Source organism: Streptomyces sp. NPDC005784, assembly GCF_042871525.1.
Classification (GTDB): Bacteria; Actinomycetota; Actinomycetes; order Streptomycetales; family Streptomycetaceae; genus Streptomyces.
Genome location: NZ_JBIAIQ010000020.1, coordinates 1 through 20,923, shown reverse-complemented (window position 1 = coordinate 20,923; position 20,923 = coordinate 1). Strand labels below are relative to the sequence as shown.

The following is a 20,923-nucleotide window of genomic DNA, read 5'->3' as shown; positions in this document are numbered from 1 at the left end:
TGCGAATGCGGGAATACGGGCGTACGGATGCCCGGGGCGCGGCGTCGTCAGCCGGCCGGGACGGCCGGGAAGGCCTCCGTCGGCTGCGAGGTCGGCGTGAACCGCTGAGCGGCGACGGTGACCGGCACGAGGTCCTTGTGGATGACCTTGGCGACGGCCTGAATGGTGGCGACGCCGTAGTCCATGGTGCTGCTGCCGACGGTGAGCACCGACATCATGTAGTCGTGGCCGCCGCCGTTGAAGGTGCCGAGGCTGTGCACCCGCCACGCGTTCGTGGAGCGCGAGAGCCAGCCGTTCTTGACGTGCACGGCGACCGTCGAGGGCGCCCCGGCCGGTGTCCCCCAGCGCTGCGAGGAGATGACCTGGCCCATGAGCTTCAGGATGTAGGCGCGGGAGCTGTCGCTCAGCACCGTGTTCTTCGCCGTGATGAGCTTGAGCAGCTTCTGCTCGTCGGTGACGTTGATCTGCGTCAGACCCCAGTAGCCGCCGGTGCCGGGCGTGGTCTTCGTCATTCCCGCGGCCGTCAGGAAGCCCTTGATCTTCGTCAGACCGAGCTGGTTCCACAGCTTGGTGGTCGAGGCGTTGTCCGACTGGGTGATCATCTTGGTGGCGAGCGACGTCTCGGTGCTCGTCAGATAGCGGTTGTGCTTCTTCGCGTCCCAGAGCAGCGTGGCGAGGACGGTGACCTTCACCGTGCTGGCCGAGTCGAAGGCGGTGGTGGCGCGGAGCGTGCAGGTGGTGTTCGTGGTGCGGTCGTAGAGGCCGACCGCGACGGTGCCCTTGCGGTTCGCGAGCGCCGCGGTGATGTCCGTCTGCAGTTTGGCGGCCAGACCGGCCTTGCCCGACGTACAGCTGACCGTCGGCGCCGGCGCGGCGGCGGCCGGGGCCGCGGCGACCGCGAGCGGCACGATGACCCCGGCGCCGAGGCTCACTGCGAGCACACGGGCACGCCGGGATATCCGGTGAATCATGGAGGCTTCCCATCCCCTTGAAGCGATACGAACGCGCCCGAGGGCGCGCGCTCTCTGATGACTCGCAAGGGCGACCGATGGTTGTACGGGTGTTCTGCAGACGAGAGTTCGAGCCCAAAGCCTCGGAGCACAGCCCCGGAACGCAGAAACCCGGGGCACGGGACGCAAAGACCCCGAGGCGAAGGCCCACGGGCGCGGAGACCTGGGGGCGGAGACCCGCGGGCGCGAAGCGCGGAGACGTCGGGGGGGGGAGACCTCGGGCCCGGGACGCGGACGATCGAGGCAGACCCGGGATGCAGGAGCCCGGGGCGCAGAGGCCCAGGGCAGAGGAGCCCGGGGCACGGAGACCCGGACCAGGGAACCCGGCGTACGGAAACCCGCCGTACGGGAACCCGGTGCGCAGGCTCGCAATGCGGAGGCCCGGGTGCTGAGGCCCGGACCAGGAAACCCGGCATACGGGAACCCGGCGCGCAGGCTCACAATGCGGAGGCCGGGGCACGGAGGCCCGGGTGCTGAGGCCCGGATCAGGAAACCCGGCGTACGGGAACCCGGTGCGTAGGCTCGCGATGCGGATGCCGGGGTGCGGAGGACGGATGCACAGCTCACCCCCAGGTGGAGCACAGTGCGCACCCATCACCTCGCGTCAGGGTGCGACGGTGACGTCTGCCACTGACCCATCGCCCGACGCCCCCACGACTCCCGCCGCCCCGCCGCCGGTTCCCGCGCCGGCCGGGCCCGCGGAGACGGCGCCGGCCGCACCCCGCTGGTCGCTGCCCGCGCTGCTGGCGATCCTCGTACTGGCCGTGGTCCTGTACTCCTGGAACCTGTCGGCCTCCGGCCTGAACAGCTTCTACAGCTCCGCCGTGTTCAGCGGCACACAGAGCTGGAAGGCGTGGTTCTTCGGCTCGCTGGACGCGGGCAACTTCATGACCGTCGACAAGCCACCGTTCGCGCTGATGGTCATGGGCCTGTCCTGCCGGATCCTCGGTTTCGGCACCTGGCAGATGATGCTGCCGATGATCCTCGTCGCACTGGCGACGATCTGGATCCTGCACACCTCCGTGAAACGGGTGTGGGGCCACGGCGCGGCGACCGTCGCCGCGCTGGTGCTCGCGCTGACCCCGATCACGGTCGCCATCAACCGGGACAACAACCCCGACACCCTGCTGGTGTTCCTGATGGTGTCGGGTGCGGCGCTCGCCCTGCGGGCGACCACGAACGGCAGGCTGCTGCCACTGCTCGGCTCGGCCGCCTGTTTCGGCCTCGCGTTCAACACGAAGATGCTCCAGGGCTACATCGCGCTGCCCGCCGTCTTCGCGGTCTACCTCTACGCGGCCACGCCGAAGCTCAGGAAGCGGATCGTGAACCTGCTGCTCGCGGGCGTGGTCCTGGCCGTCTCCAGTTTCTGGTGGGCGACGGCCGTCTCCCTCGTGCCCGCCGACGACCGGCCCTACATCGGCGGTTCGACGGACGGCACTGCCTGGGACCTGATCATGGGCTACAACGGCCTCGGCCGGGTCCTCGGCGGCGAGGGCAACGGCGGGGGCGGAGGCGGCGGGGGCGGCGGCTTCTCCGGTACCGCTGGTCTCGGCCGGCTGTTCAACGACATCCTGGGCGGCCAGATCTCCTGGCTGATCCCCTTCGCGGCCATCGCCCTCGTCGGCGGTCTGGTGCTGTGCGGCCGCGCCCCGCGCACCGATCTCACGCGCGCCGCGCTGGTGCTGTGGGGCGGCTGGCTGCTCCTGCACTACCTGACGTTCGCCATGGCCGAGGGCACCATGCACCCGTACTACACGACCGCGGTCGCCCCGGGCATCGCGGTGCTGTGCGGGGGCGGCGGCACCATGCTGCTGCGCGCCTTCCGGGGCGGCGACGTGCGCTGGTCGTGGGTACTGCCCGCCGGGTTCGCGGTCACCGGCGTCTGGGCGGTCGTGCTGCTGCGCCGGGCCACCGACTGGAACGCCTGGCTGTGGCCCACCGTCGCGGTGGTCATGGCACTGGCGATCGTGGGCCTGGTCCTCTTCCGTACCGGCCGACGCGCCCGACTGCTGGCCGCGTCCGTGACCGCCGCGATCGTCGCGGCCCTCGCGGGTCCGACGGCTTACGCGGTCGCCGTTCCGGCGAGTACGGGCGGCGGCGGCATGGGCGGCACCAACCCGACCGCCGGTCCGTCGACCGGCAACGGCTTCGGTGGTCGCGGTGGCGGCCCTGGCGGCAACGGCGGCGGACCGGGCGGCGGCACCCGACAGGGCGGCCAGGCGGCCGGCCAGGAGGGTGGCCAGACGGCGCCCGGCGGTGGCGCGAACGGCGAGCTGCCCGGCGGTGCCCCGCAGGGCGGCGCGGGCGACGGCCAGGGTGGCGGTTTCCCCGGCGGCGAGAACGGCACGGCTCCCGGTGGTACGGCCCCGAACGGCTCGGGCGGTCAGCCCGGCGGCGGGGGCGGCTTCGGCGGCGGTGGCGGCATGGGCGGCGGCACCAGCAGCGAGCTGATCTCGTACCTGGAGAAGCACGCGGACGGCGCCAAGTGGCTGCTCGCGGTGTCCAATTCGCAGAGCGCCGGACAGCTGATCCTGAGCACCCACAAGCCCGTCATCTCCATGTTCGGCTTCACCGGCAGCGACAACGGCATGACGGTCGCCAAGCTCAAGGAGCTGGTGAAGAAGGGCGAGCTGCACTACATCCAGGTCGGCGGCGGAGGCATGGGCGGCGGTATGGGCGGCGGCAACAGCGCCAGCTCCGCGGTCACCGCCTGGGTGCAGAAGAACGCTACCGCTGTGAAGGAGAGCGAGTACAGCAAGACCACGACGTCGGAGTCGGGTTCGAGCTCCGAGGCCCAGAACGGCCAGTCGACATCGACGCTCTACCGACTGGACCCCTCCGACCTCGGCTGACCGCACTCCCGACACCCGGCGGCCCCTGACCACACCCGGTCAGGGGCCGCTCGACACTCGGCGATCCCGGCCGGGGGTCCGGTATGTCATGTCTCGCACGCAGCGGCCGAGTTGTTGAATCCCGACACGGAACCGACACCTCTCCTTAACCCCAGGAACCTCATGTCCATGTCACGCTCCCGGTTATCCGCTCCATTCAACCCGCGTAGAACGGACACCCCACGATGCCCGCCACGCACATTGGCCGCTGGAAGACCCTGGCGCTGAGTACGTCCGCGGTTCTCGTCGGCCTCACCCTCCCGACGATGACCGCGACCCCCGCGAGCGCAACGACGACCGCGTACGACAGCACGTACTACAAGAACGCGATCGGCAAGACCGGCACGAGCCTGAAGTCCTCGCTGCACACCATCATCAGCAGCCAGACCAAGATCTCGTACGCCGCGGTCTGGAACGCGCTGAAGGTCACCGACCAGGACCCGAACAACAGCAGCAACGTGATCCTGCTGTACAGCGGCGTCTCGCGCGCCAAGTCCCTCAACGGCGGTGACGTCGGCGACTGGAACCGCGAGCACACCTGGGCCAAGTCGCACGGCGACTTCGGCGAGGTGACCGGTCCCGGCACCGACCTGCACCATCTGCGCCCGGCGGACGTCCAGGTCAACAGCATCCGGGGCAACCTGGACTTCGACAACGGCGGCAGCACGGTCACCAACGGGGGTGGCAGCCTCGTCGACTCCGACTCCTTCGAGCCGCGCGACGCCGACAAGGGTGACGTGGCCCGCATGATCCTCTACATGGCGGTCCGCTACGAGGGCGACGACGGCTTCGCCGACCTGGAGCCCGACGAGAAGGTCAACAACGGCAGCAACCCGTTCATCGGCAAGCTGTCAGTGCTCAAGGCGTGGAACGACGAGGACCCGCCGAGCGCCTTCGAGGAGAAGCGCAACCAGGTCATCTACGACACCTACCAGCACAACCGCAACCCGTTCATCGACCACCCGGAGTGGGTCGAGGCGATCTGGTAGACGGGCCGGCCCGGGACCTCTCCCCTGCGGGAGGGGTCCCGGGGTGGGCGCTCAGCCCAGGTGGGCGTGGGCGCTCAGCCCAGGTGGGTCGGCGCGAACATCCGCAGGACCGCCGGGAGGACGACCACCGAGGGGCCGGGGGCGGCCAGGGCCTTGGCCAGCTCCTCCTCCAGCGTCTCGGGGCTCGTGAGGACGCCCGGCACGCCGAACGACTCGGCGAGGGCCACATAGTCCGGGCGGGACAGCTCCGTGGCGGTCGCCCGGCCGAAGGCGCCGGTCATGTACTCGCGCAGGATGCCGTATCCGCCGTCGTCGACGATGAGCCAGGTGACCGGGAGATCGCACTGCTTCGCCGTGGCCAGCTCGGCGATGGAGTACAGCGCGCCGCCGTCGCCGGAGACCGCGAGGACCGGGCGGGAGGGATCGGCCGCCGCCGCGCCCAGCGCAGCCGGGAAGCCGTAGCCGAGGCCGCCGGCGCCCTGGGCGGAGTGCATGGTGTTGGCGCCGCGCGGGTCGAAGGCCGACCACGCCCAGTACGCCAGGATCGTCATGTCCCAGAAGGACGGCGACGTGGACGGCAGGGCCCGGCGGACGGACGCCAGCACGTCCTGCTCCAGGGTGAGTTCCTGGGCGGCGATGCGCTCCGCGACCCGGGCGAGGACCGTGCTCACGCGGTCCGGCGCCGCCGGGTCGGGGCGTTCCTCCACCGTCTCCAGGAGCGCGGACAGCGCGAGGCGCGCGTCCGCGTGGATGCCCAGCGCCGGGTGGTTGGACTCCAGCTTGCCGAGGTCGGCCTCGATCTGGATCACCCGGCCGCGGGGCCTGAACGTGTGGTAGTTCGAGGAGAGTTCGCCGAGGCCCGAGCCCACCACCAGCAGGACGTCCGCGTCCTCCAGGAAGTCGGTCGTGTACCGGTCCTCCAGCCAGGACTGGAGGGACAGCGGGTGCTCCCAGGGGAAGGCGCCCTTGCCGCCGAAGGTGGTGACGACCGGCGCGTTCAGCTTCTCGGCGAGCGCGCGCAGCTTGCCGGACGCGTCCGCCCGTACGACACCGCCGCCCGCGATGATCGCGGGGCGGGCCGCCGAGGACAGCAAGTGGGCTGCCAGCGCGGTCAGTTCGGGGCGCGGGACCACGTCCTCGGGGGTCGCGTCCATCGCCGTCACCATCGGCAGGCTCGTCTCGTCGAGGAGGACGTCCTGCGGGATCTCCACCCAGACCGGGCCGTGCGGGGCGGTCAGCGCCGACTCCCAGGCCGCCGCGATGGCGGAGGGGATCTGGGACTGCGTACGCACGGTGTGGACCGACTTCACCACGCCCCGGAACGACGCCTGCTGGTCGGGGAGTTCGTGCAGATAGCCGTGCCGGCCGCCGCCGAGGCCGGCGGTCGGGATCTGGCTGCTGATGGCGAGGACGGGCGCCGAGGCGGCGCGCGCCTCCTGGAGCGCGGCGAGCGAGGTCAGCGCCCCGGGACCGGTGGAGAGCAGCAGCGGCGCGGCCTCGCCGGTGATCCGGCCGTAGGCGTCCGCCGCGAACCCGGCGTTGTTCTCGACGCGCAGCCCGACGTACTGGAGCGAGGAGCGGCGCAGCGCGTCGAACATGCCGAGCGCGTGCTGACCCGGCAGTCCGAACACGATCGTGGCGCCGAGACCGGAGAGGGTCTCCACGACCAGGTCTCCGCCGTTGCGGCCGGGGGGAGGGTTGAGCGCGGCCTCCGTCTGTGCAGCCGACGGGCGGAGAACCAGGTCGTGGTCGTGGGTCACTTGCTTCGGGCCTCCGCGATCTGGCGGGACATGATGGTGGTCAGTTCGTACGCGGTGTGGGACGCCGCCACCGCGGTGATCTCGGCGTGGTCGTACGCCGGGGCGACCTCGACCACGTCGGCCGAGACCAGGTTGCAGGACGAGAGGCCGCGCAGGATCTCCAGGAGCTCGCGGGAGGTCATGCCGCCCGCCTCCGGGGTGCCGGTGCCGGGCGCGTGCGCCGGGTCGAGGCAGTCGATGTCGATGGAGATGTAGAGCGGGCGGTTGCCGATGCGCTGGCGGAGCTGGTCGGCGACCTCGTCGGCGCCGCGGCGGTAGACGTCCGCCGAGGTGACGATGCCGAAGCCCATCTTCTCGTCGTCGGTGAGGTCCTGCTTGCCGTAGAGCGGCCCGCGGATGCCGACGTGGGAGAGCGCCGAGGTGTCGAGGATGCCCTCCTCGACGGCGCGGCGGAACGGGGTGCCGTGCGTGTACTCGGCGCCGAAGTACGTGTCCCAGGTGTCGAGGTGGGCGTCGAAGTGGAGGAGCGCGACCGGGCCGTGCTTCTTGGCGACCGAGCGCAGCAGGGGCAGTGCGATGGTGTGGTCGCCGCCCAGGGTCATCAGGCGGGCGCCGGTGCCGAGCAGCTCGTCGGCGGCGGCCTCCACCGTCTCCACGGCCTCGTTGATGTTGAACGGGTTCGCCGCGATGTCACCGGCGTCCGCGACCTGCGCGAGGGCGAACGGGGAGGCGTCCTGCGCGGGGTTGTAGGGGCGCAGCAGCCGGGACGCCTCGCGGATCGCGTTGCCGCCGAAGCGGGCGCCCGGCCGGTACGAGACGCCGGAGTCGAACGGCACACCGACGACGGCGACGTCGGTGGTGCCGACCTCGTCGAGGCGGGGCAGCCGGGCGAAGGTCGCGGGGCCCGCGTACCGCGGGATGCGGGACGAGTCGACGGGGCCGCGGGGCGTCTCGTTGCTGCTCATGGGGTATTGCCTTCTTTCCTACGCTTAGTCGCGTATGTACAACTAAGTACAAGTAATACGACTCTACTGGTGAACCGGGACCGGTTCGGACAGGGGTTCGGCGTCACGGCCCGCGAGCCGCTCCCGCCAGGTGGCCAGCACCGCGGCGTCGGTCGCCGGCGTGGCCAGCGAGACGATCACGTACGCGGCCAGGGAGAGGAGCAGCCCGTAGTAGACGGGCTCGTTGGCGAGGATGCCGTAGGCGGCCATCAGGCCGATGACGGCGACTCCTCCGACGACGACGGAGGCGAGCGCGCCGTGCACCGTGCCGCGCTTCCACAGCAGACCGCCGAGGATCGGGACGAGCAGGCCGCCGACGAGCAGGTTGTACGCGACGGTCAGCGCCTCGACGACGTTGTTGAGCGCGATGGCCGTGCAGATCACGGCTATGCCCATGACCAGGATGAAGGCACGGTTGCCCTTGACCTCGTCGCGGTCCTCGGTGTCACGGTCCTCGGTGTCGCGCTTCACGGCGCCGCGCAGCTTCGACCAGATGTCGTTGTTGGCGACGGTGGCGCAGGCGATCAGGGCACCGGAGGAGGTGGACATCACAGCGGCGAGGGCCGCGGCGAGCACCAGTCCGCGCACCCCGACCGGGAGTTCGTCCTTGACGATGGTCGCGAAGGCGGTGTCGGCGCTGGGCAGCTTCGGGTAGAGGACCTTGGCCGCCGTGCCGATGACGGCACCGGCGAGGGCGTACACCAGGCAGTAGGTACCGGCGACGGTGCCGCCCCACTTGGCGGTCCTGTCACCGCGCGCCGTGAAGACGCGCTGCCAGATGTCCTGCCCGATCAGCATGCCGAACGTGTAGATCAGTACATAGGTGAAGATCGTCTCGCCGCCGATGCCCAGCGGGTCGAAGTACTCGGTGGGCAGCTTGGCCTTCATCGCACTGAACCCGCCGGCCTTGACGACCGCGATGGGCAGGAGCAGGAGCAGCACGCCGACGGTTTTGACCACGAACTGCACCATGTCGGTGAGGGTGATCGACCACATGCCGCCGAGCGTCGAGTACGCGACGACGATCGAGCCGCCGAGGATGATCGCGAGCGTCCGGTTCATGTCGAAGAGGACGTCGAAGATCGTGGCGTACGCGATGGTCGAGGTGACCGCGAGCATCAGGGTGTACGCCCACATGACGACACCGGAGATGACACCGGCCCGGCCGCCGTAGCGCAGGTCGAGCATCTCGGAGACGGTGTAGACCTTCAGGCGGGCGATGCGGGCGGAGAAGAAGACGCTGAGCGCCAGCAGGCCGAGGCCGATGGTGAAGACCATCCAGGCTCCGGAGAGCCCGTACTGGTAGCCGAGGCCCACACCGCCGATGGTGGACGCGCCGCCCAACACGATGGCGGCCATGGTGCCGGAATACATGACGGGCCCGAGTCGCCGCCCCGCGACGAGGAAGTCGCTCTTGGACTTGGCGCGGCGCATGCCCCACCAGCCCATGGCCAGCATGCCGGCCAGATAGACGACGATGACTGCGTAATCGACGGCCATGGGTCTCCTCGGGGTGCTCTGTGGCGTGTCGTGCGGGGATGTGGGGGACGAGCCGGCAACTGATCGCGGGGACATCCGCCCGTACCCGTGGCTGCCGGTCGGGACCGACATTAGGTGGCCGGAAAGCGGCTGCGAAGTGTACGTTTCATCCATTCGATCCGAACGGGATGGAGGAACTGTCCACCGTGCCGGAACCGCAGTCACCGTCCGCCCCGGCCGTACCGCCGACCCCTCCGGTGCCGCTGTCGGCGCTGCTCGCCCGCGAGGACCTGGCCCTGCGCCTGATCGCCGGGCCGGCGGAGCCCGACACGGTGATCCACTGGGCGCACACCTCGGAGATGGCCGACCCCTACCCCTACCTGTTGGGCGGCGAGCTGCTGCTGACGGCCGGGGTCCACGTGCCCGCGGCGGCCGGTCCCGACGCGGGCACCCCCGGCGCGGACGAGGCCGACAGCTCGGGGGACTACTTCGAGGGCTATGTCTCCCGCATCGTCGCGGCGGGCGGCGCGGCGCTCGGCTTCGGCCTGGCGCCGGTCCACGACACGGTCCCGCGCGCCCTGGTCGCGGCCTGCGACACCCACGGGCTGCCCCTGCTGGAGGTTCCGCCCCGGACGACGTTCTCCGGGGTCGCCCGCGCGGTGTGGCAGCTCATGGCCCAGGCCCGGCTGGCCGAACTCCGCCGGGTGACCGAGGCCCAGCAGAGCCTGGCGGCCGCGGCTGCCCGCCCCGATCCGGTACCGGCGGTACTCCGGCAGCTGGCCCAGCGGCTGGGCGGCTGGGCCGCGTTGTACGGGCCGGAGGGCACGGAACTGGCCCACGCGGGGAGACTCCCGCCGTCCGGCCCCCAGGAAGCGGCGCGGTCGGCGAACCGGGCCGGCCCGGCGGACCCGGCCCACGCCAGGACCCCCTCAGCGACTGAGGCCCGCCCGGCAGACACCGCGAGGCCGGCCGACGCGGCTCCCCGGCCGGACCCGGCCCCGGCCGGGCCGGCCCGGCCGACGGACACGACCCGGCCGGCCGACGCCGCGGAGCCAACCCGGCCGGCCAACCGAGTCGGCCCGACGGACACGACCCACCCCGCACCTCCGACCCACCCGACCACCGCGACCCACCCGACGGACACGAACCACCCTGCCGACGCCGCAGAGGCAACCCGGCCGGCCAACCGAGCCGGCCCGACGGACACCCCCCACCCCGCACCTCCGACCCACCCGACCACCGCGACCCACCCGACGGACACGAACCGCCCGGCCGACGCCGCGGAGGCGACCCGGCCGGCCAACCGAGTCGGCCCGACGGACACGACCCGGCCGGCCGACGCGGCGCGGCTCCCGCAGGCCGCGTCCGAGGCCGGGGGACACGCCGGCCCGACCGGCGTTTCCGGGACGAGCACGAGCACGGGCAGGACAGCCCGGTCCGGGGCACCCACGGACCCGGCACACGCGGACCCGGCACCCCCGCCCGGGGCGCACGCGGCCGGGACGCCGACGACCGGACCCGACTCCGCCGACGCACTCCCCGTCGTGCCGGCTCCCGAGGTGGTGCTCGCCGAGCTTGCCGGTGTCGTGCGGCCCCGCGGGGCTCAGGGGCCCGCCCCGTCGTCCGCCACCGACACCGTGGGCGGCGTCCATCTCGCGGCCTACGCCCTCGGCAGTGGCCAGGGCTTCGTCCTCGGGGTCGCCACGCCGCGCCGCGACCCCGGCGACCACACGATCGCCTCCGTCGCGGCCGTGCTGCTCTCCCTCCTCACCGGGGAGCACCAGAGCGGGAGCGGGGCCGCGCGGTCGGCTGCGCTGGTGCGGTTGCTGCTCGGGGCCGCGCCGGAGACGGTGGCACCGCTTCTCGGCGGCGAACGGTGGGTGGTCGTGCACGCCCGCCCCGCCGGGGACGGCCCCGCCCCGGACGCCGTCTCCGCGTCCGCGCTGGCGGCCGCGCTGGGCTCCGCGCTGGTGGACGTCGGCGGCGACGTCGTCCGCGTCCTCGTCCCCGGCGACCGCGAGCCCACCGCGCAGCCGGGCTGGACCTGCGGGGTCAGCGCACCCGCGGGCCCGCACGCGTGGGCGGCCGCCGACACCCAGGCGGCCCGCGCGCTGGCCCGCGCCCGCGCCACCCGGGCTCCTCTGGTCCGCCACGGCGACCGTCCCGCGCTCGCCGACCTCGTCCCCCCGGCCGACGCCGAGGCCCACGCCCACGCCCTGCTCGCTCCGGTCGCCGGGACCCCCGCCCTGACCGAGACCCTGCGCACCTGGCTCTCCCTGCACGGCAGTTGGGACCGCACCGCGGTGGCCCTGTCCGTCCACCGCAACACCGTCCGCCAACGCATCGCCCGCTGCGCCGCGTTGCTGGGCGCGGACCTCGACGACCCGGACGTAAGGATGGAGTTGTGGTTCGCGCTCCGGGACGACTGAGCGCACGGCGCCGGGACCGGCCCCAGGTCCCCGTACACCTGAGTGACGCACATCCCAGCGACCGGGACGGCCGCACCCCCGGCCGGAGCGCACCGGCACAATGGGGGTATGCCGATACCCGGGACGCCCAGCCGCGCCGAACTTGTCGACCATCTCGTGAAGACCCGTATCGCGGGCGATGTCGCCACGCCCCGCGAGAACAACCTCTCCCATTACCGCAAGCTGGCGAACGGCGAGCGCAACTGGTGGCTCGGTCTGGAACTCGGCGACCGCTGGAGCGACGAGCAGGACGTGCTCGCGGTGATGGCGGAGCGGGTCGGCGTCAACGACGACCCGGAGTACCGGTACGGCCAGGACACCATCGACCCCGAGCTGACCCTGGACGCGCTGGACCGTCTCGCGGCCCGGCTGCGCAAGGCGGCCGAGGGCCGGCAGCGGGTGCTGTTCGCGACCGGCCACCCGGGCGGGCTGCTGGACGTGCACCGTGCCACGGCCGCCGCCCTGCGCGCCGCCGGCTGCGAGATCGTGGTGATCCCGGACGGCCTGCAGACGGACGAGGGGTACGTCATGCAGTTCGCGGACGTGGCGGTCCTGGAGCACGGCGCCTCGCTGTGGCACACCCACTCGGGCGAGCCGATGCGCGCGATCCTCACCGGTCTGGGGCGGGCGGGCCGCCCGCTGCCCGACCTGGTCGTGGCCGACCACGGCTGGGCCGGTTTCGCGGGCCAACAGGGCCTGGACTCCGTCGGATACGCCGACAGCAACGACCCGGCGCTCTTCCTCGCCGAGTCGGAGGGCACGCTCCAGGTCGTGGTCCCGCTCGACGACCACGTCCTCAGCCCGCGCCACTACGACCCGATGACGGCGTATCTGCTCAAGGAAGCGGGCCTGGCCTGAGCCGTATCTGCTCAAGCAAGCCGGCCTGGCCTGAGCGGTATCTGCTCAAGCAAGCCGGCCTGAGCTGAGCCGTATCCGCTCAAGCGGGCCTCGCCCGAGCCCGGCGCCCCCTGATCCCGTCAGATCCCGGCGATCGACCCGGGGGCGCGCTCGGCACGTGCGAGCCCCCGGACGACGTTCACCGGCCCGTGCCGCCGGACCGCGAGGCGGGCGAGCAGGTCGACCACCGGCGCGGTCACCCGCTCGGGGAAGTCCGGTGCCGGAAGGCCCACGCCGTACGCCAAGTCGTCGGCGTGGACGACGAGTTCCATCAGCCGGGTGAGCAGGAAGTCGTCGAGGCCGAGGGACCAGTCGCCCCAGGACGGCATCCGGACCGGTCGCACGGCGGGGGCCTCGGGCAGCGCGGTCCGCAGCCGTTCGACGGCCTCGCGGGCCCGTCCCACGAGCACCTCGTGCCCGTCCGCCGCCGTCGCCTCCCCGGCGCGCCGGATACGGATGTTGACCGCGCCGTCGACGCCCGCGTCGAGCCAGGTCACCCGCTCCACGTAGTACTCCCGCAGCGACACCACCGGCTCGACCGGCAACGGCTGTGCCAGCAGGTCCGGCAGGGCGAGTTCCGGCCAGACGGTGTGCGCCGCAAGGCCGCCGACGCCGAAGTCCCGCAGCGCGCCGGGCTTTTTCCAGGCGGCGGCGACGGCGGGTTCGGCGAGCAGCCCGACGACCGTGTCCGCGGCCTCCAGGAAGACTTCCCGGACGCGTGCCCCGCGCCAGTTCCACGACTCTTCCGCATAGGTCATGGCCGCCATCCAACCGCTCGCCGCCCGACCGCCTCAACCGCCTTTCACGGCCAGGGATTCAGCCCCTCGTCCCGTCGCTGGGCGTACCCCGGTGTCGGGTCCAGGTACACCCTGCTCACCGAGGGGAACACCGCCCGGAGCCGGTCCTCGGCCTGTTCGCAGGCCCACTCGATCTCGGCCGCGGTCGACGCGTCCCGGAAGTCGACCTTGGCGGCGACGAGCGCCTCACGCGGCCCCTGCACGAGCGTGATCAGGTCCAGTACGGCCTCCACGTGCTCCACCTCCAGCAGCTCGGCCCGGATCCGCTCCCGCATCGGGCGGGGCAGCGGCCGTCCGATCAGCAGCTCCGCGTTGGAACGGCCGAGCACCCAGGCGACGTAGAGCAGCAGCAGTCCGATGAGCAGCGAGGCGATGCCGTCCCAGACGCCCGATCCGGTCAGCTGACCGCCGAGCAGGCCGCCCGCGGCGAACACCAGTCCGACCAGCGCGGCCGAGTCCTCCATGACGACGGCCTTGACGGCGGTGTCGGGCGTACGCCGGAGGTAGGTCGTGAAGGGGGCGTCGACCCGGGCGGCCTCACCGCGCGCCTGCCGCAGTCCCGTCCGCAGGGAGAAGCCCTCCAGGAGGAAGGCGACGGCCAGCACGATGTACGACACGAGCGGGTCGCCGAGCTTCTCCCCCGCGACCAGGGTGTGGATGCCGTCGTAGATCGAGAAGACGGCGCCGCCGACGAAGGTGGCGACGGCGGCGAGCAGCGCCCAGATGTAGCGCTCGGGGCCGTAGCCCAGGGGATGGTCCTCGTCGGCGGGTTTCTCGCTGCGTTTGAGCGCCGTGAGCAGCAGCAGCTCCGTGACGGTGTCGGCGACGGAGTGGGCGGCCTCCGACAGCATCGCGCTGGAGCCGCTGATGACGCCGGCGACCGCCTTGGCGAGGGCGATCCCGAGATTGGCGGCGGCGGCGACGATCACCGTGAAGACGCTCTCGCCGCCTCCGTCGCCGCTCTCGCCGCCACTGTCCTCGTCGCGTGCTACTGCTTCGGTCATGCCTCAGTCTTACCGAGGAACGGGTCCGCACCGGGGAACGCGTCGCTATCGCGGGACGCGGACCACGCCTTCCTGGATCACCGAGATGGCCAGCCGGCCGTCCTGGGTGTAGATCCGGGCCTGGCCCAGACCCCGGCCGCCCGACGCGGACGGCGACTCCTGGTCGTACAGCAGCCATTCGTCGGCGCGGAACGGGCGGTGGAACCACATCGCGTGGTCGAGGGAGGCGCCGACGACGTCGCCGGTCACCCAGCCGCCACGCCCGTGGGCGAGCAGGATGGAGTCGAGGAGCGTCATGTCCGAGACGTAGGTCGCGAGGACGACGTGCAGCAGCGGGTCGTCCGCGAGCTTGCCGTTGGTGCGGAACCACACCTGGGAGCGCGGCTCGCGGGCCTCGCCGACGGTGCCGTACGGGGGCGCGTCGACATAGCGCAGGTCGACGGACTCGCGGGCCTCCAGGATGCGTTCCACGACGTCGGCGTCGGTGAAGACGTCGGCGTACAGCGGAAGCAGTTCGGCGGCCGTGGGCAGCGTCTCCGGGTCGGGCGCGGGGGGCATCGGGGCCTGGTGCTCCATGCCCTCCTCGTACGTCTGGAAGGACGCGGAGAGGTGGAAGATCGGCTGTCCGTGCTGGACCGCGACCACCCGGCGGGTGGTGAAGGAGCGGCCGTCGCGGATGCGGTCCACCGAGTACACGATGGGTGCTCCGGGGTCCCCGATCCGCAGGAAGTACGCGTGCAGGGAGTGGGCGAGCCGGTCCTCGGGGACCGTGCGCCCGGCGGCGACCAGGGCCTGCGCCGCCACCTGTCCGCCGAAGACCCGTGGGACGACGGCGGACCGGGACCGGCCGCGGAAGATGTTCTCCTCGATCCGCTCGAGATCGAGCAGATCGAGGAGACTCTGAAGTGCCTCACTCATGGGGCAGTTGTACCGCGCAGTCTTTTCGCGGACCTTACAGGCCCATGTCCTTGGCGATGATCGTCTTCATGATCTCGCTGGTCCCGCCGTAGATGCGGTTGACCCGGTTGTCCGCGTACAGACGGGCGATCGGGTACTCGTTCATGAAGCCGTAGCCGCCGTGGAGCTGGAGGCAGCGGTCGATGACGCGGTGCGCGACCTCGGTGCAGAACAGCTTGGCGCTGGCGGCCTCGGCCGGGGTCAGCTCACCGGCGTCGAGGGCCTCCAGGGCGCGGTCGGCGACGGCCTCGGCCGCGTCCACCTCGGCCTGGCAGGCGGCCAGCTCGAACTTGGTGTTCTGGAAGGAGGCGACGGTCTTGCCGAAGACGGTCCGCTCCTGGACGTACTCCTTGGCGAACCGGACGGCGGCCTTGGCCTGCGCGTAGGCGCCGAAGGCGATGCCCCAGCGCTCGGAGGCGAGGTTGTGGCCGAGGTAGTAGAAGCCCTTGTTCTCCTCGCCGAGCAGGTCCTCGACGGGCACCTTCACGTCGACGAACGCCAGCTCGGCGGTGTCGGAGGTCTTCAGGCCGAGCTTGTCGAGCTTGCGGCCGATGGAGTAGCCCTCGGACTTGGTGTCCACGGCGAAGAGGGAGATGCCGTGGCGGCGGTCCTCGGCGGTGGGCGCGGAGGTGCGGGCGCAGACGATCACGCGATCGGCGTGGACGCCGCCGGTGATGAAGGTCTTGGAGCCGTTGAGGACGTAGTGCGTGCCGTCCTCGGAGAGCTTGGCGGTGGTCTTCATGCCCGCGAGGTCGGAGCCGGTGCCCGGCTCGGTCATCGCGAGGGCCCACATCTCCTCGGCGCTGACGAACTTCGGCAGGAAGCGCTTCTTCTGCTCGTCGGTGGCGAGCGACTTGATGTAGGGCAGGCCGAGCAGCACGTGCACACCGGAGCCGCCGAACTGGACACCGGCGCGCGAGGTCTCCTCGTACATCACGGCTTCGAACTTGTACGAGTCGATGCCGGCGCCGCCGAACTCCTCGTCCACGCGGATGCCGAAGACGCCGAGCTCGGCGAGCTTGTAGTAGAAGTCGCGCGGCGCCTGGCCGGCGGCGAACCACTCGTCGTAGACCGGGACGACCTCGGCCTCGATGAAGGCGCGCAGGGTCTCCCGGAACGCCTCGTGGTCCTCGTTGAACACAGTACGGCGCACCGCCGCCACCTCCGCCTGGATACCTGGGTCATTTCTAAGCGCTTGCTCAGACATGAGGTTACCCGTCGGTCACGAGCGCCGTCCAGGGGTCACCACCCGAGACGCTCGTCACGCCCCGGGAGCCACGGGGGCCCCAGGAGCCACTGTTGTCACCCCGGGAGCCACGGGACTCCCTGGAGCCACGGCCGCCGCCCCGAAGGCCCCCCGCGCCATCCGGTGCAGCAGTTCCGCGGTCCCCGTACGCCCCGGGAGCGCGCCCGGCCGCCCCAGGTGCGGGGTCGAGTTCAGCAGGCCGAAGACCGAGTGCACGGCCGAACGGGCGGCGGGTTCGGTCAGCTCCGGGTACACCTCGCGGACCACCTCCACCCACAGCTCGACGTACTGGCGCTGGAGCTGCCGCACGAGCTTGCGGTCGCTGTCCCGCAGGCGGTCCAGCTCGCGGTCGTGCAGGGTGATCAGGGGGCGGTCGTCGAGCGCGAAGTCGATGTGCCCCTCGATGAGCGAGTCGAGGAGTGTCTCCGCACCCCCTTCGGCCTCCGCCACCCGGCGCTTGCCGCCCGTGAGCAGCTGCCCGCTGATCCCCACCAGCAGCTCGGCGAGCATCGCGTCCTTGCCGGCGAAGTGCCGGTAGAGACCGGGGCCGCTGATGCCGACCGCCGCTCCTATCTCATCCACTCCCACGCCGTGGAAACCGCGCTCGGCGAACAGCCGGGCCGCTTCCCTGAGGATCTGCTCGCGCCGGGTGGGGGCGTCGGTTCTGGTGGCCATGAAAACAATTCTAGACAGGCGGGTTAGCGGTCGTTAACCTGAAGGGGTTGCGTTAACGCTCATTAACTGGTCGACCACCTGGTGAGGGGACCGCAGGATGCAAGAGGCACCGGAGCTGACGAGCGCGGCAGATCCCGCGTCGGAGGCCTGGAGGGCCAACGAGGCGGCACACCGCGCGCTGGGCGAGGAGCTGCGCCAGAAGCTGGCCGCGGCGGCGCTCGGCGGCGGCGAGAAGGCACGCGCCCGGCACGCCGCGCGCGGCAAGCTGCTGCCCCGCGACCGCGTGGACGCCCTTCTCGACCCCGGCTCACCGTTCCTGGAGCTGGCGCCGCTCGCCGCCGACGGGATGTACGACGGAGCGGCCCCGGCCGCCGGCGTCATCGCCGGGATCGGCCGGGTCAGCGGGCGAGAGTGCGTGATCGTCGCCAATGACGCCACCGTCAAGGGCGGCACGTACTACCCGATGACGGTGAAGAAGCACCTGCGCGCCCAGGAGGTCGCGCTGGAGAACCGCCTGCCCTGCGTCTATCTCGTCGACTCAGGGGGCGCCTTCCTGCCGATGCAGGACGAGGTGTTCCCGGACCGCGACCACTTCGGGCGGATCTTCTACAACCAGGCGCGGATGTCCGGCGCCGGCATCCCGCAGATCGCGGCCGTCCTCGGCTCCTGCACGGCGGGCGGCGCCTATGTGCCGGCGATGAGCGACGAGGCCGTGATCGTCCGCGGTCAGGGCACGATCTTCCTCGGCGGGCCACCGCTGGTGAAGGCCGCCACCGGCGAGGTCGTCACGGCCGAGGAGCTGGGCGGCGGCGAGGTCCACGCGCGCGTGTCGGGCGTGACCGACCACCTCGCGGAGGACGACGCGCACGCGCTGCGGATCGTCCGGAACATCGCGGCCACCCTCCCCGCGCGCGGACAGCTCCCCTGGTCCGTGGAGCCGTCGGCCGAGCCCAAGGTCGACCCGTACGGGCTGTACGGCGCGGTGCCGGTCGACTCCCGTACCCCCTACGACGTGCGCGAGGTCATCGCGCGTGTGGTCGACGGTTCGCGCTTCGCCGAGTTCAAGGCCGAGTTCGGGCAGACCCTGGTCACCGGCTTCGCGCGGATCCACGGCCACCCGGTCGGGATCGTCGCCAACAACGGCATCCTGTTCTCCGAGTCGGCCCAGAAGGGCGCCCACTTCATCGAGCTGTGCGACCAGCGCGGCATCCCGCTGGTGTTCCTGCAGAACATCTCCGGATTCATGGTGGGGCGCCAGTACGAGGCCGGCGGCATCGCCAAGCACGGCGCCAAGATGGTGACGGCCGTCGCCTGCACGCGCGTTCCGAAGCTGACCGTCGTGATCGGCGGCTCGTACGGGGCGGGCAACTACTCGATGTGCGGCCGGGCCTACTCGCCGCGCTTCCTGTGGATGTGGCCGGGAGCCAAGATCTCCGTGATGGGCGGCGAGCAGGCCGCCTCGGTCCTCGCGACCGTCAAGCGCGACCAGATCGAGGCGCGCGGCGAGTCCTGGCCCGCCTCGGACGAAGAGGACTTCAAGGACCCGATCCGCCGGCAGTACGAGCGGCAGGGCAACGCCTATTACGCGACCGCCCGGCTCTGGGACGACGGCGTGATCGACCCGATGGAGACCCGGCAGGTCCTCGGACTCGCCCTGACCGCCTGTGCCAACGCGCCCCTGGGTGACCCCCAGTTCGGCGTCTTCCGGATGTGAGGGGACCCATGTTCGACACGGTGCTTGTGGCCAACCGGGGTGAGATCGCCGTACGCGTCATCCGTACCCTGCGCGCGCTCGGCGTGCGCTCGGTCGCCGTCTTCTCGGACGCGGACGCCGACGCCCGGCACGTCCGGGAGGCCGACACGGCCGTACGGATCGGACCGGCGCCCGCGTCGGAGAGCTATCTGTCGGTGGAGCGGCTGCTGGAGGCGGCGGCCCGGACCGGCGCCCAGGCGGTGCACCCGGGCTACGGCTTCCTCGCCGAGAACGCCGCGTTCGCGCGGGCCTGCGCGGAGGCCGGGCTGGCCTTCATCGGGCCGTCCCCCGAGGCGATCTCCCTGATGGGCGACAAGATCCGCGCCAAGGAGACGGTGAAGGCGGCCGGGGTCCCGGTCGTCCCCGGCTCCTCGGGCAGCGGTCTGACGGACGCGGAGCTGATCGCGGCCGCCCGCGAGATCGGCGTTCCGGTGCTTCTGAAGCCGAGCGCGGGCGGTGGTGGCAAGGGCATGCGCCTGGTGCGGGACCTCACGGTCCTGGCCGACGAGATCGCCGCCGCCCGGCGCGAGGCGCGGGCCTCCTTCGGCGACGACACCCTGCTCGTCGAACGCTGGGTCGACCGGCCCCGGCACATCGAGATCCAGGTCCTGGCGGACGGGCACGGGCACGTCATACACCTGGGCGAGCGCGAGTGCTCCCTCCAGCGCCGCCACCAGAAGATCATCGAGGAGGCGCCCAGCGTGCTCCTCGACCCCGCCACCCGGGCCGCGATGGGCGAGGCGGCCGTCCAGGCGGCCCGCTCCTGCGGCTACCGGGGCGCGGGCACCGTCGAGTTCATCGTCCCCGGCGGCGACCCGTCCTCGTACTACTTCATGGAGATGAACACCCGCCTCCAGGTGGAGCACCCGGTCACCGAACTCGTCACGGGCCTCGACCTCGTCGAATGGCAGCTCCGGGTCGCCGCCGGCGAGCACCTGCCCTACGAGCAGCGGGACATCACCCTCACCGGGCACGCGGTGGAGGCCCGGATCTGCGCCGAGGACCCGGCGCGCGGCTTCCTCCCCTCCGGGGGCACCGTGCTCGCCCTGCACGAGCCGCAGGGCGACGGAGTGCGCACCGACTCGGGCCTCTCGGAGGGCACCGAGGTCGGCAGCCTCTACGACCCGATGCTCTCCAAGGTCATCGCGTACGGCCCCGACCGCCCGACGGCGCTGCGCAGGCTCCGCGCCGCCCTCGCCGAGACGGTCACGCTCGGGGTCCAGACGAACGCGGGCTTCCTGCGCCGTCTGCTGGCCCACCCGGACGTGGTGGCGGGCGACCTGGACACGGGTCTGGTCGAGCGGGAGGCGGCCGGGCTGGTCCCGGCGGAGGTGCCGGAGGAGGTGTACGAGGCGGCGGCGGCCGTCCGGCTCGCCGAGCTGGCTCCGTCGGACGAGGGCTGGACCGATCCGTTCTCCGTGCCGAGCGGCTGGCGGCTCGGCGGCACCCCGAGGCCGGTGGGCTTCTCCCTGCGGGTCCTCGACCCCGTGGAGTACAGCCCGCGTGGCAGCCACACGGTCACCGCGGACCGGGTCTCGGTGACCCTCGACGGGGTCCGCCACACCTTCCACCGCGCCGCCGACTGGATCGGCCGCGACGGCGACGCCTGGCATGTGCGCGACCACGACCCGGTGGCCGCGTCGCTCACCGGCGCCGCGCACGCCGGTGCCGACTCGCTGACCGCCCCCATGCCGGGCACGGTGACGGTCGTGAAGGTCGCCGTCGGCGACGAAGTGACCGCGGGGCAGAACCTGTTGGTGGTCGAGGCGATGAAGATGGAGCACGTCATCTCCGCGCCGCACGCCGGAACGGTCAGCGAGCTGGATGTCACGCCGGGCACGACGGTCGCCATGGACCAGATCCTGGCGGTCATCACCCCCGCGGAGGAGGCGGAGACGGCATGAGTTTCCTGAGTCAACCTCTATGCCGCCAAGGGTTCCTCAGCGGCTGCGCTGACCTTGCCGTTGGCTTGGTGGATGGCGGGGTCGTAGCA

Annotated in this window: 15 protein-coding genes; 6 read left to right on the top strand and 9 right to left on the bottom strand. The window is 72.0% G+C overall.

Annotation, left to right across the window (positions count from 1 at the left end; all coding sequences use genetic code 11):
* Positions 1-47: 47 nt before the first annotated feature.
* A complete protein-coding gene (locus tag ACFYR3_RS27580; RefSeq protein WP_355849605.1) occupies positions 48-971 on the bottom strand; it encodes a serine hydrolase in 924 nt (307 codons plus the stop codon).
* A gap of 656 nt (positions 972-1,627) precedes the next feature.
* On the opposite strand from ACFYR3_RS27580, the gene ACFYR3_RS27575 reads away from it, so the two are divergent.
* Both ACFYR3_RS27575 and ACFYR3_RS27570 read left to right on the top strand, forming a co-directional pair.
* Positions 1,628-3,862, top strand: coding sequence for a glycosyltransferase family 39 protein (locus ACFYR3_RS27575; RefSeq protein ID WP_389284930.1), 2,235 nt, complete (start codon positions 1,628-1,630; stop codon positions 3,860-3,862).
* 224 nt (positions 3,863-4,086) lie between these two features.
* The gene (locus tag ACFYR3_RS27570; protein WP_355849599.1) at positions 4,087-4,890 is read left to right on the top strand and encodes an endonuclease; all 804 of its coding nucleotides are present in this window, start codon (positions 4,087-4,089) and stop codon (positions 4,888-4,890) included.
* Positions 4,891-4,964: 74 nt separating this feature from the next.
* Here the strand turns inward: ACFYR3_RS27570 and ACFYR3_RS27565 are convergent, their stop codons facing one another.
* The 3 genes from ACFYR3_RS27565 to ACFYR3_RS27555 all read right to left on the bottom strand — a co-directional run bounded on the left by ACFYR3_RS27565 (position 4,965) and on the right by ACFYR3_RS27555 (position 9,154).
* A complete protein-coding gene (locus tag ACFYR3_RS27565) occupies positions 4,965-6,650 on the bottom strand; it encodes a thiamine pyrophosphate-binding protein (RefSeq protein ID WP_355849596.1) in 1,686 nt (561 codons plus the stop codon).
* A complete protein-coding gene (gene speB, locus ACFYR3_RS27560) occupies positions 6,647-7,615 on the bottom strand; it encodes an agmatinase (protein WP_355849593.1) in 969 nt (322 codons plus the stop codon). Before speB ends, ACFYR3_RS27565 begins: the two co-directional genes overlap by 4 nt.
* 63 nt (positions 7,616-7,678) lie before the next feature.
* Positions 7,679-9,154 (bottom strand): sodium:solute symporter, encoded by a 1,476-nt coding sequence (locus tag ACFYR3_RS27555; protein WP_355849590.1) that lies wholly within the window; start codon positions 9,152-9,154, stop codon positions 7,679-7,681.
* Positions 9,155-9,321: 167 nt separating this feature from the next.
* Between ACFYR3_RS27555 and ACFYR3_RS27550 the strand changes: the two genes are divergently transcribed.
* On the top strand, positions 9,322-11,562 hold the full coding sequence (locus tag ACFYR3_RS27550) for a helix-turn-helix domain-containing protein (protein ID WP_389284929.1): 2,241 nt from the start codon (positions 9,322-9,324) through the stop codon (positions 11,560-11,562).
* A gap of 108 nt (positions 11,563-11,670) precedes the next feature.
* Positions 11,671-12,459, top strand: coding sequence for a phosphatase (locus ACFYR3_RS27545; protein ID WP_355849585.1), 789 nt, complete (start codon positions 11,671-11,673; stop codon positions 12,457-12,459).
* A gap of 119 nt (positions 12,460-12,578) precedes the next feature.
* Here the strand turns inward: ACFYR3_RS27545 and ACFYR3_RS27540 are convergent, their stop codons facing one another.
* The 5 genes from ACFYR3_RS27540 to ACFYR3_RS27520 form a co-directional block, all read right to left on the bottom strand.
* A complete protein-coding gene (locus ACFYR3_RS27540; RefSeq protein ID WP_355849582.1) occupies positions 12,579-13,256 on the bottom strand; it encodes a maleylpyruvate isomerase N-terminal domain-containing protein in 678 nt (225 codons plus the stop codon).
* A gap of 44 nt (positions 13,257-13,300) precedes the next feature.
* Positions 13,301-14,299, bottom strand: a complete 999-nt coding sequence (locus ACFYR3_RS27535) for a cation diffusion facilitator family transporter (protein ID WP_389284928.1) — start codon at positions 14,297-14,299, stop codon at positions 13,301-13,303.
* 45 nt (positions 14,300-14,344) lie between these two features.
* Entirely contained in the window at positions 14,345-15,217 is an 873-nt protein-coding gene (gene tesB, locus ACFYR3_RS27530) for an acyl-CoA thioesterase II (protein ID WP_355849576.1), read from the bottom strand.
* Positions 15,218-15,251: 34 nt separating this feature from the next.
* The gene (locus ACFYR3_RS27525) at positions 15,252-16,409 is read right to left on the bottom strand and encodes an acyl-CoA dehydrogenase family protein (RefSeq protein ID WP_261703562.1); all 1,158 of its coding nucleotides are present in this window, start codon (positions 16,407-16,409) and stop codon (positions 15,252-15,254) included.
* 108 nt (positions 16,410-16,517) lie between these two features.
* The gene (locus ACFYR3_RS27520; protein WP_355849573.1) at positions 16,518-17,177 is read right to left on the bottom strand and encodes a TetR/AcrR family transcriptional regulator; all 660 of its coding nucleotides are present in this window, start codon (positions 17,175-17,177) and stop codon (positions 16,518-16,520) included.
* Positions 17,178-17,274: 97 nt separating this feature from the next.
* On the opposite strand from ACFYR3_RS27520, the gene ACFYR3_RS27515 reads away from it, so the two are divergent.
* Both ACFYR3_RS27515 and ACFYR3_RS27510 read left to right on the top strand, forming a co-directional pair.
* Positions 17,275-18,891, top strand: a complete 1,617-nt coding sequence (locus tag ACFYR3_RS27515) for a carboxyl transferase domain-containing protein (RefSeq protein WP_389284927.1) — start codon at positions 17,275-17,277, stop codon at positions 18,889-18,891.
* Positions 18,892-18,899: 8 nt separating this feature from the next.
* Positions 18,900-20,834 (top strand): acetyl-CoA carboxylase biotin carboxylase subunit, encoded by a 1,935-nt coding sequence (locus tag ACFYR3_RS27510; protein ID WP_355849567.1) that lies wholly within the window; start codon positions 18,900-18,902, stop codon positions 20,832-20,834.
* Positions 20,835-20,923 lie beyond the last annotated feature (89 nt).

Coding starts and splice junctions, on each gene's coding strand:
- ACFYR3_RS27580 (WP_355849605.1), bottom strand. CDS start 971: ATGATTCACCGGATATCCCGGCGTGCCCGTGTGCTCGCAGTGAGCCTC.
- ACFYR3_RS27570 (WP_355849599.1), top strand. CDS start 4,087: ATGCCCGCCACGCACATTGGCCGCTGGAAGACCCTGGCGCTGAGTACG.
- speB (WP_355849593.1), bottom strand. CDS start 7,615: ATGAGCAGCAACGAGACGCCCCGCGGCCCCGTCGACTCGTCCCGCATC.
- ACFYR3_RS27555 (WP_355849590.1), bottom strand. CDS start 9,154: ATGGCCGTCGATTACGCAGTCATCGTCGTCTATCTGGCCGGCATGCTG.
- ACFYR3_RS27550 (WP_389284929.1), top strand. CDS start 9,322: ATGGAGGAACTGTCCACCGTGCCGGAACCGCAGTCACCGTCCGCCCCG.
- ACFYR3_RS27545 (WP_355849585.1), top strand. CDS start 11,671: ATGCCGATACCCGGGACGCCCAGCCGCGCCGAACTTGTCGACCATCTC.
- ACFYR3_RS27540 (WP_355849582.1), bottom strand. CDS start 13,256: ATGACCTATGCGGAAGAGTCGTGGAACTGGCGCGGGGCACGCGTCCGG.
- ACFYR3_RS27535 (WP_389284928.1), bottom strand. CDS start 14,299: ATGACCGAAGCAGTAGCACGCGACGAGGACAGTGGCGGCGAGAGCGGC.
- tesB (WP_355849576.1), bottom strand. CDS start 15,217: ATGAGTGAGGCACTTCAGAGTCTCCTCGATCTGCTCGATCTCGAGCGG.
- ACFYR3_RS27520 (WP_355849573.1), bottom strand. CDS start 17,177: ATGGCCACCAGAACCGACGCCCCCACCCGGCGCGAGCAGATCCTCAGG.
- ACFYR3_RS27515 (WP_389284927.1), top strand. CDS start 17,275: ATGCAAGAGGCACCGGAGCTGACGAGCGCGGCAGATCCCGCGTCGGAG.
- ACFYR3_RS27510 (WP_355849567.1), top strand. CDS start 18,900: ATGTTCGACACGGTGCTTGTGGCCAACCGGGGTGAGATCGCCGTACGC.